General features: G+C 62.4%; 20 protein-coding genes. 13 read left to right on the plus strand and 7 right to left on the minus strand.

Annotated elements, in window-relative coordinates; translation table 11 throughout:
• The first annotated feature begins 8 nt into the window (after positions 1-8).
• The 3 genes from OKB87_RS09085 (at position 9) to OKB87_RS09095 (ending at position 2,460) form a co-directional block, all read left to right on the plus strand.
• A complete protein-coding gene (locus OKB87_RS09085) occupies positions 9-734 on the plus strand; it encodes a 3-ketoacyl-ACP reductase FabG2 (RefSeq protein WP_270827198.1) in 726 nt (241 codons plus the stop codon).
• Positions 731-1,957 (plus strand): beta-ketoacyl-ACP synthase, encoded by a 1,227-nt coding sequence (locus tag OKB87_RS09090; protein WP_257685549.1) that lies wholly within the window; start codon positions 731-733, stop codon positions 1,955-1,957. The genes OKB87_RS09085 and OKB87_RS09090 overlap by 4 nt, the downstream gene beginning before the upstream one ends.
• An 89-nt stretch (positions 1,958-2,046) precedes the next feature.
• Entirely contained in the window at positions 2,047-2,460 is a 414-nt protein-coding gene (locus OKB87_RS09095) for a DUF2541 family protein (protein ID WP_270827199.1), read from the plus strand.
• A gap of 31 nt (positions 2,461-2,491) precedes the next feature.
• Here the strand turns inward: OKB87_RS09095 and mog are convergent, their stop codons facing one another.
• Positions 2,492-3,022, minus strand: coding sequence for a molybdopterin adenylyltransferase (gene mog / locus OKB87_RS09100; protein WP_016351777.1), 531 nt, complete (start codon positions 3,020-3,022; stop codon positions 2,492-2,494).
• 398 nt (positions 3,023-3,420) lie between these two features.
• On the opposite strand from mog, the gene OKB87_RS09105 reads away from it, so the two are divergent.
• The 8 genes from OKB87_RS09105 to proX all read left to right on the plus strand — a co-directional run bounded on the left by OKB87_RS09105 (position 3,421) and on the right by proX (position 9,741).
• Positions 3,421-3,762, plus strand: coding sequence for a DUF3135 domain-containing protein (locus tag OKB87_RS09105; RefSeq protein WP_017409336.1), 342 nt, complete (start codon positions 3,421-3,423; stop codon positions 3,760-3,762).
• 235 nt (positions 3,763-3,997) lie between these two features.
• On the plus strand, positions 3,998-4,795 hold the full coding sequence (locus OKB87_RS09110) for a threonine/serine exporter family protein (protein ID WP_011707144.1): 798 nt from the start codon (positions 3,998-4,000) through the stop codon (positions 4,793-4,795).
• Positions 4,792-4,917: a hypothetical protein gene (locus tag OKB87_RS09115; RefSeq protein WP_258040490.1), complete on the plus strand. Its 126-nt coding sequence runs from the start codon at positions 4,792-4,794 to the stop codon at positions 4,915-4,917. The genes OKB87_RS09110 and OKB87_RS09115 overlap by 4 nt, the downstream gene beginning before the upstream one ends.
• Entirely contained in the window at positions 4,914-5,381 is a 468-nt protein-coding gene (locus tag OKB87_RS09120; RefSeq protein WP_011707143.1) for a threonine/serine exporter family protein, read from the plus strand. Before OKB87_RS09115 ends, OKB87_RS09120 begins: the two co-directional genes overlap by 4 nt.
• Positions 5,382-5,405: 24 nt before the next feature.
• Positions 5,406-5,897, plus strand: coding sequence for a type 3 dihydrofolate reductase (gene folA / locus OKB87_RS09125; protein WP_270827201.1), 492 nt, complete (start codon positions 5,406-5,408; stop codon positions 5,895-5,897).
• A gap of 501 nt (positions 5,898-6,398) precedes the next feature.
• The gene (gene proV, locus OKB87_RS09130) at positions 6,399-7,595 is read left to right on the plus strand and encodes a glycine betaine/L-proline ABC transporter ATP-binding protein ProV (protein ID WP_017409333.1); all 1,197 of its coding nucleotides are present in this window, start codon (positions 6,399-6,401) and stop codon (positions 7,593-7,595) included.
• Entirely contained in the window at positions 7,592-8,743 is a 1,152-nt protein-coding gene (gene proW, locus OKB87_RS09135; protein ID WP_270827202.1) for a glycine betaine/L-proline ABC transporter permease ProW, read from the plus strand. Before proV ends, proW begins: the two co-directional genes overlap by 4 nt.
• The gene (gene proX, locus OKB87_RS09140) at positions 8,740-9,741 is read left to right on the plus strand and encodes a glycine betaine/L-proline ABC transporter substrate-binding protein ProX (RefSeq protein ID WP_011707139.1); all 1,002 of its coding nucleotides are present in this window, start codon (positions 8,740-8,742) and stop codon (positions 9,739-9,741) included. The genes proW and proX overlap by 4 nt, the downstream gene beginning before the upstream one ends.
• 91 nt (positions 9,742-9,832) lie before the next feature.
• Here the strand turns inward: proX and OKB87_RS09145 are convergent, their stop codons facing one another.
• From OKB87_RS09145 to OKB87_RS09155, 3 genes are read right to left on the minus strand one after another with little or no spacing between them, the layout of a single operon-like run.
• Entirely contained in the window at positions 9,833-10,639 is an 807-nt protein-coding gene (locus OKB87_RS09145; RefSeq protein ID WP_118880605.1) for a phosphoadenylyl-sulfate reductase, read from the minus strand.
• Positions 10,629-12,341: an assimilatory sulfite reductase (NADPH) hemoprotein subunit gene (gene cysI, locus OKB87_RS09150; protein WP_270827204.1), complete on the minus strand. Its 1,713-nt coding sequence runs from the start codon at positions 12,339-12,341 to the stop codon at positions 10,629-10,631. The genes OKB87_RS09145 and cysI overlap by 11 nt, the downstream gene beginning before the upstream one ends.
• Complete coding sequence (locus OKB87_RS09155; RefSeq protein WP_270827343.1) at positions 12,341-14,131, minus strand: assimilatory sulfite reductase (NADPH) flavoprotein subunit; 1,791 nt, start codon at positions 14,129-14,131, stop codon at positions 12,341-12,343. The genes cysI and OKB87_RS09155 overlap by 1 nt, the downstream gene beginning before the upstream one ends.
• A gap of 198 nt (positions 14,132-14,329) precedes the next feature.
• Between OKB87_RS09155 and OKB87_RS09160 the strand changes: the two genes are divergently transcribed.
• Entirely contained in the window at positions 14,330-15,136 is an 807-nt protein-coding gene (locus tag OKB87_RS09160; RefSeq protein ID WP_270827205.1) for a PhzF family phenazine biosynthesis protein, read from the plus strand.
• A gap of 131 nt (positions 15,137-15,267) precedes the next feature.
• Here the strand turns inward: OKB87_RS09160 and lysS are convergent, their stop codons facing one another.
• The gene (lysS, locus tag OKB87_RS09165; RefSeq protein WP_270827206.1) at positions 15,268-16,803 is read right to left on the minus strand and encodes a lysine--tRNA ligase; all 1,536 of its coding nucleotides are present in this window, start codon (positions 16,801-16,803) and stop codon (positions 15,268-15,270) included.
• Positions 16,804-16,827: 24 nt separating this feature from the next.
• Positions 16,828-17,926, minus strand: a protein-coding gene (gene prfB / locus OKB87_RS09170; protein ID WP_011707133.1) for a peptide chain release factor 2 whose coding sequence is annotated in 2 segments (ribosomal slippage) — positions 16,828-17,850 and positions 17,852-17,926 — 1,098 coding nt in all. Because the reading frame shifts where the segments join, the coding sequence is not laid out codon by codon here.
• 253 nt (positions 17,927-18,179) lie between these two features.
• Between prfB and OKB87_RS09175 the strand changes: the two genes are divergently transcribed.
• Positions 18,180-20,051 (plus strand): methyl-accepting chemotaxis protein, encoded by a 1,872-nt coding sequence (locus OKB87_RS09175; RefSeq protein WP_017409325.1) that lies wholly within the window; start codon positions 18,180-18,182, stop codon positions 20,049-20,051.
• 183 nt (positions 20,052-20,234) lie between these two features.
• Here OKB87_RS09175 and gltS read toward each other — a convergent pair whose 3' ends face one another.
• Positions 20,235-21,434: a sodium/glutamate symporter gene (gene gltS / locus OKB87_RS09180; RefSeq protein ID WP_016351764.1), complete on the minus strand. Its 1,200-nt coding sequence runs from the start codon at positions 21,432-21,434 to the stop codon at positions 20,235-20,237.
• Positions 21,435-21,864 lie beyond the last annotated feature (430 nt).

The raw sequence follows: 21,864 nt of genomic DNA on the forward strand, positions 1-21,864 counted from the left end.
GAAGCTTCATGATCTCTAGCGTATTGGTCACGGGCGCCAGCAAGGGGATAGGCCGCGCCATCGCCCTCAAGCTGGCGGCCGACGGTTTTTCCATCGTGGTGCACTACCACAGCGATCGGGCCGGGGCCGAAGCCACTCTGGCCAGCCTGCAGGCGGCCGGCGGGCAGGGGCGCCTGCTCCAGTTCGACATCGCCGATCGGCAGGGCTGCCGCACGCAGCTGGAGGCCGACATGGCCGAGCACGGCGCCTATTATGGCGTGGTCTGCAACGCCGGCATCATCCGTGACGGCGCCTTCCCCGCCCTCACCGACGAGGAGTGGGACGGGGTGCTGCACACCAATCTGGACGGCTTCTACAACCTGCTCAAGCCCTGCATCATGCCGATGATCGGCCTGCGTCGGGGCGGGCGCATCGTGACCATCTCCTCGGTGTCTGGGCTGATGGGCAACCGGGGCCAGGTCAACTACAGCGCCGCCAAGGCGGGCATCATGGGCGCCACCAAGGCGCTGGCGCTGGAGCTTGCCAAGCGCAAGATCACGGTCAACTGCGTGGCCCCCGGCCTCATCGACACCGGCATGGTGGACGAAGAGGTGAAGGCGGAGGCGCTGAAACTGATCCCGCTCAAGCGGATGGGGCAGGCCGACGAGGTGGCCGGGCTGGTCTCCTACCTGATGTCCGACATCGCCGGCTATGTCACGCGCCAGGTCATCTCCATCAACGGAGGCATGGTATGAAGCGGGTCGTGGTGACCGGCATGGCCGGGGTGACCGCCTTCGGGCAGGATTGGCCGAGCGTGCGGGCTCGCCTGCAGGCGGGGCGCAACGCCGTGGTGAACATGCCGGAGTGGGCCATCTACGACGGCCTCAACACCCGGCTGGCGGCCCCCATTCCGGACTTCACGCTGCCGGCCCACTATCCGCGCAAGAAGACCCGCGCCATGGGGCGGGTGTCCCAGCTGGCGACCGTCGCCAGCGAGCTGGCGCTGGCGCAGGCGGGGCTGCTGGACAACCCGGCGCTCACCGACGGGCGCACCGGCATCGCCTACGGCTCCTCCACCGGCAGCACGGATCCCATCCGCGCCTTCGGGGTCATGCTCAACGACAAGAGCACCGCCAGCATCACGGCCACCACCTATGTGCAGATGATGCCGCACACGGCGGCGGTCAACACCGGGCTGTTCTTCGGCCTGCGCGGGCGGGTCATTCCCACCTCCAGCGCTTGCACCTCCGGCAGCCAGGGCATCGGCTACGCCTATGAGGCGATCAAGCACGGCTACCAGACCCTGATGGTGGCCGGCGGGGCGGAGGAGCTCTGCCCGTCGGAGGCCGTGGTGTTCGATACCCTGTTTGCCACCAGCCAGATGAACGACAACCCCGAACTGGCGCCGCGTCCGTTTGACCGGCAGCGGGACGGGCTGGTGATAGGCGAGGGGGCCGGCACCCTGGTGCTGGAGGAGCTGGAGCATGCGCAGACGCGCGGCGCCACCATCCTCGCCGAGCTGGTGGGCTTTGCCACCAACTGCGATGCCGCCCACGTGACCCAGCCCCAGCAGGAGACCATGCAGCTCTGCATGGAGATGGCGCTGGCCCAGGCCGGGCTCACGGCTGCCGACATCGGCTACATCAGCGCCCACGGCACCGCCACCGAGCGCGGCGACATCGCCGAGAGCCACGCCACCGCCGCGATCTTCGGCGACCGCACCCCCATCTCGTCGCTCAAGAGCTACTTCGGCCACACCCTGGGGGCCTGCGGCGCCATCGAGGCCTGGCTGGCGCTGGAGATGATGCAGGAGGGGTGGTTTGCCCCCACCATCAACCTGACCGAGCCGGACCCGGCCTGTGCCCCGCTCGATCACGTGGTGGGCAGCGGCCGCACGCTGGCGGTGGAGTACCTGATGTCCAACAACTTCGCCTTCGGCGGCATCAACACCTCCCTCATCTTCAAACGCTGGTCCTGAGTGTCGGTGCCCTGCCTGGCAGGGCGCCGGTACAGGCTGGGTTTAGCCTTGATGAATTAATATGCCCCCCGTTTTTTTCGGGAGGCATCATGTCTTTGTTATCAGGTTTTTCTTGTGCCGCCGCGCGGCTGCGTGTCCTGCAGGGCGTTCTGTTATCCAGCTTGTTGTGGGCGCTGGCCGCCCCCGCCATGGCCGATGATGAATTTCTGCTGGGCAAGACCATTCTGCTCGGGGTCGGCGATCATCCCGCCATCATTCCCATGCTCGCCTGCCGGCCGACCAAATCCATCATGGTCAAGGCAGGGCGGGAATTGACCCTGGAGCGGGTCAAGGTGTTTTATGGCAATGATCGCAGCAAGACCCTCTATTTTGACAAGGATCTGAAAGAGGATCAGGAGTCGGGGTGGAAATCCCTCGGCAGCCGGCTCTGCATCAAGCGGATCGAGGTGTACGGCAATTCGGAAGGGAGCAAGGCCGGGGTCAAGGTATACGGCCGCAAATAAGCAAAGGGCGGGGCAAATCCCCGCCCAGCTTTTATTTCTTTGGACGGAACGGCTTGATAACGGTCTCGTCGCACTCGAGATAGGGGCCTTCCATCAGGTCGATGCAGTAGGGGATGGCGGGGAAGACTGCATCCAGGCACTCGCGGATCGACTTGGGTTTGCCCGGCAGGTTGACGATGAGCGAGCTGCCGCGCAAACCGGCGGTCTGGCGCGACAGGATGGCGGTCGGCACGAACTTGAGGGATTCGGCCCGCATCAGCTCGCCAAAGCCCGGCATCATCCGATCGCACACCGCCTCGGTGGCCTCCGGGGTGACGTCCCGCTTGGCCGGCCCGGTGCCGCCGGTGGTGACGATGAGACTGCACTGCTCCTGGTCTGCCAGCCGGATCAGGGTCGCTTCGATCTGCTCCTGTTCATCGGGGATCACCTGATAGACGGGCTCCCACGCCGAGGTCAAATATGCGTTCAGCGTGTCGATGATGGCCTTGCCGGACAGGTCTTCGTAGATGCCTGCACTGGCGCGATCGCTGACGGTGACGATACCGATTCTTGCCTTGCTCATGGTCTGCTCTTGGTTGCCGCTATAAGTGGCAAATAAAATAACATAATCAGCAAGATATGTTAAACCAGCCGGATGGTGGCGCGAAGGCGAGCGTCAAATGGCAAACCATATTGGCAGCCTCCTTTCAATAAGACATAACATCGGCATATTGCCGTGCCAAAAATGTATAAACGAACCCGCCATCGATATTCAGGAATAATCGGTTGATCCATAACGAATAACCCGTCTGGGTTCCCGCAGCGCCGTCATCTTTTGGCGCAAGAGGAGGGGAAAGCGGGCTGAGCAGATTGAACCGCGGCGGGGTTCGGCTTATATAACTCCATATGCGATTGGTTAAAATATGAACCGATTGTTGTTGTTTGAGTATCACCATGCAGCGGCTGGCCGCGGGAGGGCATATGGAGTTGCCTGATTTTGATACCTTGAAACGGTTGGCGGTGGCGGAGCCCGAGCGGCTCGACGAGTTGCTGCAGCAGCAGATTGAAGGGCTGATCGACCGGGTCAGCCCGCAGCAGCAAATGCGTCTGCGCGGCCTGCAATTTCGCATCGACTGTCAGCGTCAGCTGGCCAAAAACAATCTGGACAGCTGCATCCGGATTGCCGCCATGATGCACGACTCCTTTTATTCCATGCGCTGTGAAATGGTTCATCTCAATGATCCTGATTATGCTGAACCACTGCCGGAATATAAGGAGAATAATGTCCTCTATTTCAGCGATTATTACCGAAAGAAAAAATAATATTATTTCAGAGTAATTATTGAAATATATCCCCGTTATTCTTCGCCGTTGCCGGGTGAGGCCGGCTGACGAACGTTGAACACTTTGGCGTGATTTGTAATCCATTTGATGTATTTTTGTGTCGCCTTTTATTTTATTTGAGTTTGGTTATTGGCGTGATATGTGTAGATGTATGGCGCCGATTGTTAGGCTAATATGGCGAGACTTTTTTAATTTGCTACGACTCGAAGGGATTATGAGAAGTATCACACCAAGACGGGTGCTGTCGCGGGAGCAGCAGACGGAAATCACCCGCATTATCGTCAAGGTGGGCCAGATGCTGGCCCAGTTCGGCGCCGAGAGTCGCATCATCGAGCAGACCACGGTCCGGCTCGGCATGGCGCTCGGGCTGGAGAGCGTCGAGATGGCCATCTCCTCCAGCGCCATCGTGCTCACCAGCCTCTATCAGGGCAGTTGCGTCACCACCACCCGGCGGGTGCGCGAGCATGGCATCAACATGCAGGTGGTGTGCGAGATCCAGCGTATCTGCATCATGGCGGAGAAGGAGCTGATCGGCGCGCGGGAAGTGCGTCAGCGGCTCGATGCCATAGTGCCGTTTCACTACCATCCCTGGCTGGTGGTGCCCATGGTGGGGCTCTCCTGCGGCGCTTTCAGCCTGCTGTTTGGCGGCGATTGGCCCATCTTCCTGGTGACCTGCTTCTCGGCCTCGGTCGCCATGCGGGTACGCCAGCTGATTGCCCGCCATCACCACAGCCCCCTCATCAACTTTGCCGCCACCGGTTTCATCGCCACTCTGCTCGCCTCCAGCGCCACCTTCTTCAACTGGGGGGCGCAGCCCTATCTCGCCATGGCGGCCAGCGTACTGCTGCTGGTGCCGGGCTTTCCGCTCATCAACGCGGTCTCCGACATGGTGAAGGGTTACTTCAACATGGGGCTGGCACGCTGGGGCACGGCGACCCTGCTGACCATCAGCGCGGCGATAGGGATTATTCTCGCCATGTCGGTGACCGGCATCTGGGGGTGGAAGGTATGAAGAGCTTTGACGTGGTATCGATTCTGTTGATCGGGGCAAACCGGCTATCCATCAGCGTGCGGATCCATATCGGTATCATCCTCGCCATGTCGGTGACCGGTATCTGGGGGTGGAAGGTATGATGGATTTCATCTGGCTGCTGGCCAAGGATGCCTTCTGGTCGGCCATTCCGGCAGTGGGGTTTGCCATGCTGTTCAACGTGCCGCCACGGATGTTGAAGTACTGTGCCATGGGCGGCGCGCTGGCTCACAGCCTGCGCACCCTGCTGATCCATCAGGGCATGCCCATCGAGTGGGCCACCCTGGCGGCGGCGACCACGGTCGGCTTTGTCTGCGTCTACTGGTCGCGCCGGCTGCTGGCGCCGCGCCCGGTGTTCAGCGTTGCCTCCATCATCCCGATGATCCCGGGTAGCTACGCGTTCAAGGCGATGATCGCGGTGGTGGAGCTCAATATCTCCGGAGTGACCATGGAGCTTATCCAGAGCGCGGTGGAAAACGGGCTCAAGGCGTTGTTTATCGTGGGGGCCCTGAGTTTCGGTTTGGCGATCCCCTCTCTGGTCGTGTACCGTAACCGCCCCATTATCTGACCGACGGTTCGAGAGGTTGACCCCATGATGATTTCCATGATTGCCGCCATGGCCCACGATCGGGTGATAGGGCTGGACAACCAGATGCCCTGGCACTTGCCGGCGGATCTGGCCCACTTCAAGCGGGTGACCCTGGGCAAGCCGGTGCTGATGGGGCGCAAGACCTTTGAATCCATCGGGCGGCCGCTGCCTGGTCGCCGCAATCTGGTGATCAGCCGCAACCCCGACTACCGGGCCGACGGCGTGGAGGTCATCGACTCGGTGGAGGCGGCGCTGGCGCTGCTGGCCGGCAGCGACGTGGCCGAGCTGATGGTGATCGGGGGCGGTCATCTCTACGGTCAGCTGTTGCCACGGGCCGACAGGCTCTATCTGACCCGCATCGATCTGGCGGTGGAGGGGGATACCCGCTTCCCGGCCTTCGACGAGGGCGACTGGTCGTGCATCGAGCGCGAGTCACATCAGCCCGACGAGAATAACCCCCACTCCTACTGTTTCGAGACCTGGCAGCGGCGCTGACGGGCGACGTTACCGCTCTGGCAGATAAAAGGCCCCTTGTGTTGCACAAGGGGCCTTTTTGCTGCCCGTAGCTGTCTCGTTAGGGATGAATGGCGGCGTTGGTCAGGGCATCGATTGACCTGCGCCCTCTCTGTTTTTCTCCCTCAAGTGGACTTAAAAATAATTAGCTGTCTAATCATTTTATTGCCGTTGGCAGATAAGCGCGATCCCTTCCTTGTCTGGCGCATTATCTTGACCTTTTTCCGGCTTTCTTCCTCAATCAATCCGGCATTTAGATTGAATTCATTTGCATTTCATGGCCTGATACAGGGTCTTGTACCATCTTTTGATGAATTTTTATGGTGTTAAATAACCCTTAAAAATCAATATATTATGATTTTACCTTTTCGTTTGGACTCTTTTGGTTCTTTTGTTTTGGCTGAGAAATGCTTAGTGTTGAAAGTAATTGGCTCACGTTCGACGGTTTGCCAGGCAAGTCGTCGGCCAAGAAAAAAGGACAATATGACAGTCAAACTCGAGGTTAAATCACTCTACAAAATCTTCGGCGATCAGCCGGAAAAAGCGTTCAAATTGCTGGCGAAAGGGCATGACCGCGCCAGCATCCTGCAAAAAACCGGGCAGACCCTGGGGGTCCAGGATGTCAATCTGGCCATCGACGAAGGGGAGATCTTCGTGGTGATGGGCCTCTCCGGCTCGGGCAAATCCACCCTGGTGCGTCTCTTCAACCGGCTGATCGAGCCGACCCGCGGCCAGGTGCTGATCGATGGCGAGGATATCGCCGCCATCTCCGACAGCGAGCTGCGTCAGGTACGCCGCAAGAAGATCAGCATGGTATTCCAGTCCTTCGCCCTGATGCCGCACCTGAGCGTGCTGGAAAACACCGCCTTCGGGCTGGAGCTGGCCGGTGTGCCGCTGGCGGAGCGTCAGCAGAGCGCCCGCCAGGCGCTCCATCAGGTGGGCTTGGGTCAGTGGACCGATGCCTTCCCCGATGCCCTCTCCGGCGGCATGAAACAGCGGGTCGGCCTGGCCCGGGCACTGGCCAACGACCCCGACATCCTGCTGATGGACGAGGCTTTTTCGGCGCTGGATCCGCTGATCCGCACCGAGATGCAGGATGAGCTGCTCAAGCTGCAGGCCAGCCAGCAGCGCACCATCGTCTTCATCTCTCACGATCTGGACGAGGCGATGCGCATCGGCGATCGCATCGCAATCATGCAGGACGGCCAGCTGGTGCAGGTCGGCACCCCGGACGAGATCCTCAACCAGCCCGCCAACGACTATGTGCGCGCCTTCTTTCGCGGGGTGGATCTGGCCAACGTGTTCAGCGCCCGCGATGTGGCCAGCCGCAAGCAGATGCCGCTCATCAAGAAGCACACCACCGACGGGCCGGGCAACGCCTTGCGCCAGCTCAAGGAGCAGGAGCGGGAGTTCGGTTACGTGGTGGATCGCCGGCGTCGCTTCATCGGGGTCGTCTCGGTGGAGTCGCTCGGTCAGGCGGTCAGGGCCAAAGGCAGCCTGGAGCAGGCGCTGCTGGCGGACATCCAGCCCATTCTGGCGGACACCGCCCTCAACGAACTGATCAGCCAGGTGGCGGCCGCCCCCTGTCAGGTGCCCGTGGTCGAGGAGGATGGTACTTACCTGGGCCTCATCTCCAAGGCCAACCTGCTGAACACCCTGGACAGGAGTACCCCGGCATGAAGCGGATGAATCCCCATTTTTTACTGAGCGGGCTGCTGGCCCTGGTGCTGCTGGCGAGTCCCTCCCTGCGTGCCGATGAGGATGCTGTCGACCCCTGGGGGGCCAGTGCGGCCGCCACCGAGGTTGCCGATCCCTGGGGCAGTACCGACGCTGAGGCGACCGACTGGCAGAACCAGATCGAGGCGGTCGACACTACCGCCGCCGTCGACTGGCTGGATCCCTTCCAGCAGGCGCTGGTGCCGCTGGATAGCTGGGTCGAGGGCGGCATCGGCTGGCTGGTCGACAACCTGCGTCCCGTGTTTCAGCTGATCCGCGCGCCGGTGGAGCTGGCGCTGGGCGGCATGACCCATCTGCTGCAGACGGTGCCCTCCACCCTGATGATCGGCCTGCTGACCCTGATCGCCTGGCAACTGGTGAACGGTCGCATGGCGCTGGGAACCCTGTTCTCACTGGTGGTGGTGGGGCTGATCGGCGCCTGGTCCGATGCCATGGTGACCCTGTCGCTGGTGCTGACCTCGCTGTTCTTCTGCGTGCTGATCGGGCTGCCGGTTGGCATCCTGCTGGCGAGGAGCGAGCGACTGTCGCGCTGGACCCGGCCGCTGCTGGATGCGATGCAGACCACGCCGGCCTTCGTCTACCTCATCCCCATCGTCATGCTGTTCGGCATCGGCAACGTGCCCGGGGTGGTGGTGACCGTCATCTTCGCGCTGCCGCCGATGATCCGGCTGACCATGCTGGGCATTCGCCAGGTGCCCACCGATCTGGTGGAGGCGGCCCACTCGTTCGGTGCCAGCCCCTCCCAGCTGCTGTTCAAGGTACAGCTGCCGCTCGCCATGCCCACCATCATGGCCGGGGTCAACCAGACCCTGATGCTGGCGCTCTCCATGGTGGTGATCGCCTCCATGATCGCGGTGGGGGGTCTCGGCCAGATGGTGCTGCGTGGTATCGGCCGGCTCGACATGGGTCTCGCCTCCATCGGTGGCCTCGGCATCGTGCTGCTGGCCATCGTGCTCGACCGCCTGACCCAGGCGATGGGGCAGCCGGATCGCAGCCGTACCGGCCGCTGGTATCAACGCGGCCCCGCCGCCCTGCTGCTGCGCCTGCTCGGCCGCGACAAGTCTATCGATTACAAAGGAGTAAATGCATGAGACTCATCACCAAGACGCTGACCCTGGGGTCCCTGCTGTTGAGCTCCCAACTGCTCGGCCCGCTCGCCATGGCCAGCACCGAGCTGCCGGGGGAGGGCGTGCGCGTCCAGCCCTTGCAGAGCTCGCTGCCGGAGGAGAGCTTTCAGACCCTGCTGGTCAGCAAGCTGATGGCGCGCCTGGGTTATGACGTCCAGCCAGCCCAGGAGGTGGATTACAACGTGGCCTACGCCTCGGTGGCGCAGGGGGATGGCACCTTCCTCGCCTTCAACTGGATACCGCTGCAAAACAACAAGTACGAACAGGCTGGCGGTGACAAGGTGTTCTTCCGTGAGGGCACCTATGTGGCCGGGGCCGCCCAGGGCTATCTCATCGACAAGCAGACCGCGACCCGCTACGGCATCACCAACCTGGGTCAGCTCAAGGATCCCAAGCTGGCGGCGCTGTTTGACGGCGATGGCGATGGCAAGGCCGATCTGGTGGGCTGCAACCCGGGCTGGGGCTGCGAAGAGGCGATCAACCGTCATCTGGCCGGCTTTGGCCTGACCCCGACCGTCACCCACAAGCAGGGCAACTACGCGGCGCTGATCGCCGATACCCGTGCCCGTTACCAGGCCGGCAAGCCGGTGCTCTACTACACCTGGACTCCCTACTGGCTCAGCAGCGAGCTGGTGCCGGGCAAGGATGTGGTGTGGCTGGAGGTGCCCGCCGACGGCCCTGATGCGGCCAAGACCCGGCTGCCGAACGGCAAGAACTACGGCTTCCCGGTCAACACCATGCACATCGTTGCCAACAAGCAGTTTGCCGAGGCCAACCCGGCAGCCGCCAGGCTGTTCTCCATCGTCAAGCTGCCGCTCAATGACATCAACGTCCAGAACGGCCTGATGAACAAGGGGCAGAACAAGCCGGCGGACGTGGAGCGTCATGCCGACGCCTGGCTCAAGGGCCACGAGGCGCTGGTGAACGACTGGCTGACCCAGGCGCGCGCCGCCGCCAAGTAATGAGGGGCGGTAGCTCGCTCTTTGCGCAAATTAAAACGCCCGGCAGTTGCCGGGCGTTTTTTATGGGCGCCGTGCGGGCGGGCCCTCTGGCTCAGATGCCGGAGCCGTCGTTCTCGCCGTTCTCCTCGTGCAGGCCGCACTCGCGCTTGAGGCCGAAGAAGCGGGTCTGCTCCTCGCTCATGCCAGGCTCCCACTTGGTGGTGGTGTGCACGTCGCCCACCGACAGGTAACCCTGCTCCCACAGCGGGTGGTAGGGCAGGTCGAACTCCTTGAAGTAGTAGAAGACGTCCTTGTTGCTCCAGTCGATCACCGGCAGGAACTTGAAGCGGCCGCGCTGGATGGCCAGCACCGGCAGCTTGCCCCGGCTGCCGGACTGCTCCCGGCGCAGGCCCGAGAACCAGGTGCGGGCACCCAGCTCGTTCAGGGCGCGGTCCATCGGCTCCACCTTGTTGAGCTGGTTGTAGCGGGTGATCCCCTCCACCCCCTGCTCCCACAGGAGGCCGAAGCGGGCCTCCTGCCAGGCCGGAGTGAGCTCGGCCCGGTAGATTTTGAGGTTGAGCGCGAGCCGCTCGGTCAGCTCGTCGATAAAGCGGTAGGTCTCGGGGAAGAGATAACCGGTATCGGTCAGCACCACAGGCACATCGGCCCGCTCGCGGCTCACCAGGTGCAGCATCAGCGCCGCCTGGATGCCGAAGCTCGATGACAGCACATGCTCCCCCGGCAGGTTGGCCAGGGCCCAGCGCACCCGCTCGGGGGCGCTGATGGCATCCAGCTGCCGGTTGAGGGGGGCCAGCGCCTCGACCTGCTCCTCGCGACTCAAGGCCAGCAGGGCGTCGAGGTCGAGCCGGCCGTCGGCGGTACGCGCCAGCCGGGCTGTATCGGTCTGATCAGGCTGCATAGAAGTCCCTCGCGGAGTCGATGACCGGGGCTATGATGCCGGCGCGGATGACGAAGTCGCCGAAGCACTCGCCCGCGTTGCGATCCTTGGCCCAGCGACCGATCAGGGCATCCAGCTCGGCCAGGATCTGCGGCTCGGTGATGTTCTCCAGGTGCAGGCGCGGGATGCGGGTCCCCTCGAGGTTGCCACCCAGATGCAGGTTGTAGCGCCCCGGCGCCTTGCCCACCAGACCCACCTCCGCCAGCATGGCGCGGCCGCAGCCGTTGGGGCAGCCGGTGACCCGGAAGATGATGGCGTCATCGGCCAGAGCGTGTTTGGCCAGCAGCCCCTCGATGTCAGTGACAAACGCCGGCAGCATGCGCTCGGCCTCGGCCATTGCCAGTGGGCAGGTGGGCAGGGCCACACAGGCCATGGACTGCTTGCGCTGCTCGCTCACGCCGTCATCCTGCAGGCCGTACTGACGCGCCAGCGCTTCGATGCGGGCCTTCTCGCCGGCAGGCACGCCCGCGATGATGAGGTTCTGGTTGGCAGTGAGGCGAAAATCCCCCTGATGGACCTTGGCGATCTCCAGCATGCCGGTCTTGAGGGGCTTGCCCGGGAAGTCCAGCAGGCGGCCGTTCTCGATGAACAGGGTCAGGTGGTGCTTGCCGTCGATCCCCTCTACCCAACCGAAGCGATCGCCACGGCTGGTAAACTCATAGGGGCGTACCGGTCCGAACTGGATGCTGGCGCGGCTCTCCACCTCGGCCTTGAAGGCCTCGACGCCGACGCGCTCAAGGGTGTACTTGGTCTTGGCGTTCTTGCGGTTGACCCGGTTGCCCCAGTCGCGCTGGGTGCTGACCACGGCGGCCGCCACTTCCAGCACATGGGAGAGCGGCACGAAGCCGAAATCGCTCGCCTTGCGCGGGTAGGTGCTGGTGTCGCCGTGGGTCATGGCCAGACCCCCGCCCACCAGCACGTTGAAGCCCACCAGCTTGCCGTGATCACTGATGGCCACGAAGTTGAGATCGTTGGCGTGGATGTCCACGTCGTTGTGGGGCGGGATCACCACAGTGGTCTTGAACTTGCGCGGCAGGTAGTTGGAACCCAGGATCGGCTCTTCGTCACCCCCCAGCTTCTCGCCGTCCAGCCAGATCTCCACGTAGGCGCGGGTCTTGGGCAGCAGGTGCTCGGAGATCTTCTTGGCCCACTCGTAGGCCTCCTGGTGCAGCTCGGACTCCACCGGGTTGCTGGTGCAGAGCACGTTGCGGTTCACGTCGCCAGCGGTGGCTATGCTGTCGATGCCGGTGCTGTTGAGGGTCTGGTGCATCATCTTGATGTCGCGCTTGAGCACCCCGTGGAACTGGAAGGTCTGGCGGGTAGTCAGGCGGATGCTGCCGTACAGGCTGTGCTCTTCGGCGAACTTGTCGATCACCTGCCACTGGGCCGGGGTGATGATGCCGCCGGGCAGGCGGGCGCGCAGCATGACGTTGTGCAGCGGCTCCAGCTTCTGGGCGGTGCGCTCCGGGCGGATGTCGCGGTCATCCTGCTGGTACATGCCGTGAAAGCGGATCAGCTGGAAGTTGTCGCCGTTGAAGCCGCCGGTGAGCGGGTCTGTGAGATCCTGCGCTATGGTGCCGCGCAGATGATCGCTCTCGCGTTTCAGGCGTTCGTTGTCGGCCAGCGGTCCTTCCACCGGCCCTGGAATCAGTTGCTTGCTCATCAATAGACATCCCTTTGATAACGTTTGGCACGACGCAATTCGCTCAAATACTCTTCTGCTTCCTCACGGCTCTTGTGGCCATGTTCCGCAATCACATCCAGCAGGGCTTCCTGCACATCTTTCGCCATCTGGTTGGCATCGCCGCACACATAGAAGTGAGCGCCTGCTTCCAGCCACTGGTAGAGCTCCTGGCCCGCCTCCCGCAGGCGATGCTGTACGTAGACCTTCTCGGCCTGATCCCGGCTGAAGGCCAGCGAGATCTTGTTGAGCAACCCGCTCTTCACATAACGCTGCCACTCCACCTGATAGAGGAAATCCTGGGTGAAGTGCGGGTTGCCGAAGAACAGCCAGTTGTTGCCTTCGGCCCCCTGGGCCTCGCGCTCCTGCAGGAAGGCGCGAAACGGGGCAATGCCGGTACCCGGCCCCACCATGATGACGGGGGTGTCGGGGTTTGGCGGCAGGCGGAAGTTGTCGTTGTGCTCGACGAATACCCGCACCTCGCCATCTTCGGCCAGCCGATCCGCCAGGTAAGAGGAGGCGGCGCCGCTGCGCACCGTGCCGTCTTCCTGCGGGTAGCGCACCACCCCAACGGTCAGGTGCACCTCATCTTCCACCTCGCTCTGGCTGGAGGCGATGGAGTAGAGGCGCGGGGTGAGCGGGCGCAGCAGACCCAGCAGCTGTTCGGCAGTGAGCTCGGTCGGGAAGCGTTTCAATACATCCACCACCTGGGCAGAGGCCACCAGGGCGTTGACCTGGGCCTTGTCGCCGGCCAGATCTTTCAGCGCCGCATTGCCAGAGATCTCGGCAAGACCGGTGATGAAGCCGCCGTGCAAGCGGGTCAGCTCCAGCTCGCGGCTGAGCACTTCGCGCAGGCTGCCGCGGGCGGTGGCCTCGTCGCCGGAGAGACCGGCCAGCGCCAGCACCTCGTTCACCAGTGCGGGGTCGTTGTCAAACCAGATGCCGAGGGCATCGCCCGGCTGGTAGCGGATGCCGGACTCTTCCAGGCTGATCTCGATGTGGCGGATATCCTTGGTCGAGTCGCGGCCAGTGATCTTCTGGTTGACCAAGAGCCTGGCCGGGAAGGGGTTCTCCTTGCTGTACTGGCTGTGGCCGACCGCCTGCTGTACCGCGCTGGCCACGCTGCTGTTGGCAGGGCCGGTGGAGAGGGTGGCGGCAATGGCATTGAGCGCCTGTTCACCCCACGCCTTGGCGGCATCCTGATAATCCACGTCCAGGCTGGCGAGCTCATGCACCCGATCGGCGCCAGCCTTGGTCAGCAGGCTGTCAAAGTCCTTGCCGGTCTGGCAGAAAAATTCATAGGAGCTGTCACCCAGCCCCAGCACGGCGAACTTGAGCCCTTCCAGCTTGCCGACCTTGCCCTTCTTGAGCTGCTCGAACAGATCGACTGCGCTCTCCGGCGGTTCACCCTCCCCGTAAGTGCTCACTACCACCAGCAGATGGGTCTCTTTCTTGAGCTGCTTGGGTTTGTAGTCCGCCATGGAGGTGAGGGTCACCGGCAGGCCACGGGCCTCGGCCTGCGCCTTGATGGCGCTGGCCACGCCCTTGGCGTTGCCGGTCTGGGAGCCGTAGAGAATGGTCAGATTGCCGCTGGGGGCAGTGGCGGCTGCGCCGGTCACGGCCGGCTGGCTGCCCGCCTGGGAGAGACCGTAGAGATAACCGCTGACCCAGGCCAGTTGCTGGGTGTTGAGGGTCGATAGCGCCTGGCTCAGCTGTCGCTGCTGCTCGTCGGAGAGGGGAGTCAGGTTGGTCAGGGAGTCCTTCAATTGCATCACACACGTCTTCCATGGTCTGATTTTTGGTCAGGTTAAGGGGTGTGATGGATAACAACAAAGAATAAAAATGTCTTTTTTATTCCATTACTGCATTAAAACGGTGATGGAGAGGGGCGCAACGCGACTCAGGTCGACAGGGCTCTCATGGTATAAAGGGCGATGAATGAACCCGTATTACCCACACAGGAAGCGTGAATGTCGACCATCAGCCTGTTTCATGTCAATGCCTTCAGCCAGCAGCCCTTTGGCGGCAACCCGGCGGTAGTGGCGCTGGGGCCGAGCCAGCCGGATGCTACCCTGCTGGCCATGGCGGCCGAGTTCAACCTGTCGGAGACCGCCTTTCTGGTGCCCCTTGGCCATGCCCGCTACCAGTTGCGCTGGTTCACCCCCGAGCTGGAAGTGGATCTCTGTGGTCACGGCACCCTGGCAGCGGCCCACGTGTTGTGGCAGACGGGGGCGGTGGCCGGGGATGAGGTCATCCACTTCGAGACCCGCAGCGGCGAGCTGCTGGCCCGGCGCGAAGGGGCGTGGCTCTGGCTCGATTTTCCGCGCATTGCCACGGCGCCGCTCGTTCTGGATCCGGCCTATGCGGCCGCGGTCGGTTGCCAGCCGCTGCAAACCCTGGCGGCTGGCGCCAAGTTCTTGCTGGCGCTGGCCAGCGAGGAGGAGGTTCGTGCGCTTACCCCAGATTTTCAGGCCCTGCGCGCGCTGCCAGGCCGAGGCCTGATGGTGACGGCGCCCTCGAGCGACCCGGACCATGACTTCGTCTCCCGCTACTTCGCCCCCTGGGTCGGGGTGGATGAAGATCCGGTGACCGGCTCCAACCACTGCGCCCTGGTGCCCTTCTGGGGCGAGCGGCTCGGCAAACGGCAGCTGCGGGCCCGCCAGATCTCGGCAAGGGGCGGGGAGCTGCGGCTAGAACTGCAGGATAATAGGGTGCTGATGGCCGGTCAGGCCGTCACCTTGTGGCAGGGGGAGTGGCTGCTGCCACCGGCCTCATAAGCGACAAGCTGGCGGCGTATTGAAGGTTCGTCAGCGGTTTGTGCCTGCCATAAAAAAACGCCCCGCGGTTGCGGGGCGTTTTGATTGCGATGGACGGCAGCTGTGCTGCTGCGGCCCTGTTTCTTCGGCTCTTACTTTTGTGGACGCAGAGCCGGGAACAGGATGACGTCGCGGATGGTGTGGCTGTTGGTGAACAGCATCACCAGACGGTCGATACCGATACCCTGACCGGCAGTCGGCGGCAGACCGTGTTCCAGCGCGGTCACGAAGTCGGCGTCGTAGAACATGGCTTCGTCATCGCCTGCGGCTTTCTGGTCAACCTGAGCCTGGAAGCGCTCGGCCTGATCTTCCGCATCGTTCAGCTCGGAGAAGCCGTTGGCCAGCTCGCGGCCGCCGATGAAGAATTCGAAGCGGTCGGTAACGTCCGGGTTCTGGTCGTTGCGACGGGCCAGCGGAGAGACGGCGGCCGGGTACTCGGTGATGAAGGTCGGCTGCAGCAGCATGTGCTCCACGGTCTCTTCGAAGATCGCGGTGATCACGTGGCCCAGTTCCCAGCTCTTCATCAGCTCGATGTGCAGGCGCTTGGCGACGGCGGTGGCCTTCTCCAGGGTCGCCAGATCGTCACGGGTCACATCCGGGTTGTACTTCAGGATGGAGTCAACCATGGAGAGACGCTGGAACGGCTGACCGAAATCGATGGTCAGACCCTCTTCGCCCTCTTTGGCGTAACGGATCTTGGTGTCGCCCAGGATGTCTTGAGCCAGGGTGCGCAGCATCTCTTCGGTGAGATCCATCAGATCGATGTAGTCGGCGTAGGCCATATAGAACTCGAGCATGGTGAACTCGGGGTTATGGCGAACGGAGATACCTTCGTTACGGAAGTTGCGGTTGATCTCGTAGACACGCTCGAAACCACCGACCACCAGGCGCTTCAGATAGAGTTCCGGAGCGATACGCAGGTACATGTCGATGTCCAGCGCATTGTGGTGGGTGATGAACGGACGGGCAGAGGCGCCACCCGGGATGACCTGCATCATGGGGGTTTCCACTTCCATGAAGCGCTTGTCGTTCAGGAACTTGCGGATACCGGCCACGACCTTGGTACGGGTCACGAAGGTCTTGCGGGACTCTTCGTTGGCGATCAGATCCAGGTAACGCTGACGGCAGCGGGCTTCCTGGTCGGTCAGACCTTTGTGCTTCTCGGGCAGCGGGCGCAGGGCCTTGGTCAGCAGGCGAATGTCGGAGACATGAACGGAGAGTTCGCCTGTGTTGGTGCGGAACAGGGTACCTTCGACACCCACGATGTCGCCCAGATCCCACTTCTTGAACTGCTCGTTGTAGAAGCCTTCCGGCAGGTCGTCACGGGTGACGTAGACCTGGATCTTGCCAGCCATGTCCTGCAGGGTGGCGAAAGATGCCTTGCCCATGATCCGGCGGGTCATGATGCGACCGGCAATCTTCACCCGTTTACCCAGTGCGGCCAGTTCGTCGGCGCTCTTGTCACCAAACTCGGCGTGCAGATCGCCGGAGAGGTTGTCACGACGGAAGTCGTTGGGGAAGGGGTTGCCCTGGGCGCGCAAGGCGGCCAGCTTGGAACGACGCTCCTGCATCTCGTTGTTCAGATCGAGAGTTTGGTCGACTTCCGGAGTAGTGGTTTGTTCAGACATGGTGATTCCTGCTGTTCTGTTTTTTTACAGGCCTGATTTCAGGCTAGCTTCGATAAACTTGTCCAAGTCGCCGTCGAGTACCGCCTGGGTGTTGCGGGTTTCGACGCCGGTACGTAGATCCTTGATGCGCGCATCATCCAGCACATAGGAACGGATCTGGCTGCCCCAGCCGATATCGGACTTGGTCTCTTCGAGGGCTTGCTTCTCGGCATTCTGCTTCTGAATTTCCAGCTCGTAGAGCTTGGCCTTCAGCTGCTTCATACACTGATCTTTGTTTTTGTGCTGGGAACGATCGTTCTGGCACTGTACCACGACCCCAGTAGGAATGTGGGTAATACGTACCGCGGATTCGGTCCGGTTGACGTGCTGACCACCGGCGCCGGAGGCACGGTAGACGTCGATACGCAGGTCGGCCGGGTTGATCTCGATGTCGATGTCATCGTCGATCTCGGGGTAGACGAACACCGAGCAGAACGAGGTGTGGCGACGGCCACCGGAATCGAACGGGGATTTGCGCACCAGACGGTGGACGCCGGTCTCGGTACGCAGCCAGCCGAAGGCATACTCACCGGTGAACTTGATGGTGGCGGACTTGATGCCGGCCACGTCGCCTTCAGAGCATTCAATCAGCTCGGGCTTGTAGCCGTGGGCATCGCCCCAGCGCAGGTACATGCGCAGGACCATGTTGGCCCAATCCTGCGCTTCGGTACCACCGGAGCCGGACTGGATGTCGATGTAGCAGTCGGAGGGATCGTGCTGACCGGAGAACATGCGGCGGAACTCGAGATCCACCAGCTTGGTTTCCAGCACGTCGGCTTCGGCCACGGCTTCGTTGAAGGTGTCTTCGTCTTCACCTTCCACGGCCAGCTCGACCAGCATGGCCACGTCGTCGGCGCCCTGGGTCAGGGTGTCGATGGTGCCGACCACGTTTTCCAGCGCCACGCGCTCCTTGCCCAGCGCCTGTGCGCGCTCGGGTTCATTCCAGACGTCCGGCTGTTCCAGCTCGGCGTTGACCTCTTCTAGACGCTCTTTCTTGGCGTCATAGTCAAAGGTACCCCCTAAGCAGCTCGGTCCTCTCAGACAGCTCCTTAAGCTTGTTTAATACAGGATTGACTTCAAACATCGTGAAAACTCTCGGGGTCGATGTGATTTAAAAACGGGATATTCTAGCCAATTGTGGAAGGAATAAACAGGGTCGGCTGTCCTTGTGCGTGCCTCGTAGTCAATTTCTGGTGCAGTTTTCCCCAACTCGGTGGAAAATATCGCCCGCCGGCCCATTTTCCGGTTTAGTTTTGCGCCGACGGGTCGTTAATAACTACGCAGTGCTGTGCACTTTTTGGGAAATCCTGTTCCTGACCTCATAAGAAGAACGCATGATGAAAAACCTATCACTCAAGCAGAAGATACTGTTGTCGGTGGTGATCGCCCTGTCGCTGGTGATCCTGCTGCTCTCCTGGCAGAGCTATACCAGCCAGAAGTCCCTGTTGCTGCAAGGCAGTCAGGAACAGGTACAACGCCTCGGCAGCCAGCAGGCGGCCAGTGTCAGTGATTGGCTCGCGGCTCGTCGCGACGTCATTCAGGCGCTCGGCAACAAGGCCGGTGCCGAACCCCTCAACGCCCTGCAACAGGCGCAAGTCTCCGGTCGCTTCCAGCTCACCTATTTTGGCGAGAGCGGCGGCAAGATGAACGACTCCGATCCCTCCATCAACCGTGACGGTTACGATCCCCGCTCCCGTGGCTGGTATCAGGAAGCGATGAGCAAGGGCGGCCTGATCGTGACCAAACCCTATCTGGATGTGGCCTACAACATCATGGTGGTGACCCTGGCCCAGCCGGCTCAGGGCGGCGTGGTCGGCGGCGACCTCTCCATCGCCTCGCTGGTGGAAGACGTCACCAAGATGAAGCTGCCGGCCGACGGTTTCGCCATCATGATGCACAAAGACGGCACCGTCATCGCCTACAAGGACGCCGCCAAGGCGATGAAACCGGCCACCGAGATCGACAACGATCTGACCAATGCCCTGATCGAGCAGAGCAAGACCAGCAACAGCCTGGTGCCGGCCTACTTCGACAACGAAGGGCGTGACAAGCTGCTGTGGGCGGTGGACATCCCCAATACCGACTGGGAGCTGGTACTGGTGCTGGACAAAGAGACCCTGGAGGCGCCGCTCTCTTCCCTGCTGATGACCCAGCTCGGCCTGGCCCTGCTGGTGCTGGTGGGCAGCATCCTCGCCATCTCCTGGCTGGTCAGCATGCTGCTCGGCCCGCTCAGCAAGGTCTCTCAGGCCCTGGCGCGCATCGCCGACGGTAACGGCGATCTGACCCAGCGCATCAAGATCGACACCAACGACGAAGTGGGTCAGCTGGCCAACAGCTTCAACCGCTTCGTCGGCAGCCAGCACCAGCTGATCGGCAATATCCGCAAGCTGGCCAACGAGCTGAACGCCGATGCCGAGCGCAGTCTGGTGACCAACCAGGCTGCCGTGGACGAGCTGCAGCGCCAGCAGCAGGAGGTGACCATGGTCGCTACCGCCGTCACCGAGATGGCGAGCGCCACCATGGAGATCGCCGGCAACGCCGAGAACACCGCCGCTGCGGCCCAGCAATCCGCCCAGAGCAGCGAGCAGGGCAAGATGCTGGTGAACCAGACCCGTCAGTCCATCAACGGTCTGGCCGAGGAAGTGGGGCAGGCGACCGAGGTGATCGGCGAGCTGAGCCGCCACGCCCAGGCTATCTCCGGCATCCTCTCCACCATTCAGGGCATCGCCGAGCAGACCAACCTGCTGGCGCTGAACGCCGCCATCGAAGCGGCCCGCGCCGGTGAACAGGGTCGCGGTTTCGCGGTGGTGGCGGACGAGGTGCGGGTGCTGTCACGCCGTACCCAGGACTCCACCCAGGAGATCCAGTCCACCATCGAGACCCTGCAGCAGACCACGGCCCGTGCGGTGAGCCTGATGCAGACCAGCCAGGGGTTGGCGGACAACAGCGTGAAAGACGCCGATGCCGCCGCCGCTGCGCTCGAAGAGATCACCCAGGCGGTGTCGCTCATCTCCGACATGGCGGGTCAGATCGCCACCGCCGCCGAGGAGCAGACCCAGGTGACTGGCGAGATCACCCAGAACACCACCGCCATCAAGGACGTGAGTGACGAGATCACCGCCGCCGCCATGCGCGATCTGGATCAGGCCGAGAGCCTCAAGGGCCGGGCCACCGATCTGAACCAGCAGGTCTCGACCTTTATCCTGTAAGTGTTTGAACGCGGCGAGCACGGCCGCAGTGACAAAGCCCCGCCCTCTGCCGAGTGCGGGGCTTTTTGTTTATGTGACTCGCAGCGGGCAGCCATGAAGGGTGGGGGGGCGCCGCTCGCGAGCAGCAATGGCAGAGCCCACCAAGGGGTGGGCTCTGTTCATAGACGTCTGACGGGAAAGGAATTACAGGAAGGGCAGTGCCAGGAACAGCTTGATCACCATGGCGTTGATGATGTCGATGAAGAAGGCGCCCACCATGGGCACCACCAGAAACGCCAGGTGAGAGGGGCCGAAGCGCTGGGTGATGGCCTGCATGTTGGCAATGGCGGTGGGGGTGGCCCCCAGGCCAAAGCCACAGTGGCCTGCCGCCAGCACGGCCGCATCGTAGTTGCTGCCCATCACCCGGAAGGTGACGAAGATGGCGTAGAGCGCCATGGCCACGGTCTGGGCCGCCAGCAGGACGAAGATGGGCAGCGCCAGGTTGGCCAGATCCCACAGTCGCAGGCTCATCAACGCCATCGCCAGGAACAGCGACAGGCTGACGTTGCCGAGCAGGGAGACTTCGCGGTCGCTCACCTCGTGCCAGTTCAGCAGGGTCAGCACGTTGCGCAGCAGCACGCCGACGAACAGCACGCAGACGAACACCGGCAGCTCGAAGGCGCCGCCCTTGAGGTAGGCGGAGAGCATCTCGCCCCCTTTCAGGCTGATGGCGATCAGCGCCAGGGTCTCGATCAGGCTGAAGGTGGTGAGCGGGCGCTCCATGTCCGGCATCTCGAAGCCTTGCGGCGCGTCATCCCGGTTGTGCTCCTCGCCGGGTACCTTCACCTTTTTCACCAGATAGCGGGCGACCGGGCCGCCGATGAGGCCGCCCAGCACCAGGCCGAAGGTGGCACAGGCGATGGCCAGTTCGGCGGCGGATTGCACCCCGTACTTCTCGGTGAAGGTGGCGCCCCAGGCCGCCCCGGTGCCGTGGCCGCCGGAGAGGGTGATGGAGCCGGCCAGCAGCCCCATGTGGGGATCCAGACCGAGCAGGGTCGCCAGACCCACGCCCAGGCTGTTTTGCACCAGCAGCAGACCGGTGACCACCAGCAGGAAGGTGAGCACCGCCTTGCCGCCGCGCTTGAGGCTGGCGAGATCGGCGGAGAGACCGATGGAGGCGAAGAACGCCAGCATCAGCGGGGTTTGCAGGCTGGTATCGAACTGCAGCTCCATCTGCAGGGTGGAGCGCAGCAGCAGCAGCACCAGAGCGACCACCAGGCCGCCGGCAACCGGCTTGGGGATGTTGAAGGTTCGCAGCAGCCCGACTCGGGTCACCAGCAAACGACCGAGCAGCAACACCAGGGTGGCTGCGACCAGGGTGGCGTAGGAATCAAGTTGTAGCATTCAGTACTCCCATGTTGATTGGCTGTGTCTTTCGTTGATGCAGACTCACAGATTCAGCCGGGATAAAAACAGTGTGGCTCAGGTGCCAACAAAGAAGGGGCAACATGCCCCCGCCCCACGTAAAAATGGGACCGGTGCGGGCCTGAACGGATCAGGCTTCCAGATGAGATTTATGAAAAATCGAGCGGATAGTAGCAAAAAGCACCACTTATATCCACATTTGTCAGATAAATGGTCACTCTTGATGTATCTTGTGACATTTAACACTATTGGGTTAGTCGCCGTTTAATACCGGCCGCAGGCCATTTCCCGGCTGTCATTTGGGGCGCCAATCCCTATAATCCGGCGGTTTTTGGCCCGCCGGACGGCACTGGTGGGATGTGAGCCGGCGGTCCGGCGCGCTATCATGGGCGGGCTTTCGGCCCATGGC

Source organism: Aeromonas sp. Y318-1 (genome assembly GCF_027706125.1).
Lineage (GTDB): Bacteria > Pseudomonadota > Gammaproteobacteria > Enterobacterales > Aeromonadaceae > Aeromonas > Aeromonas hydrophila.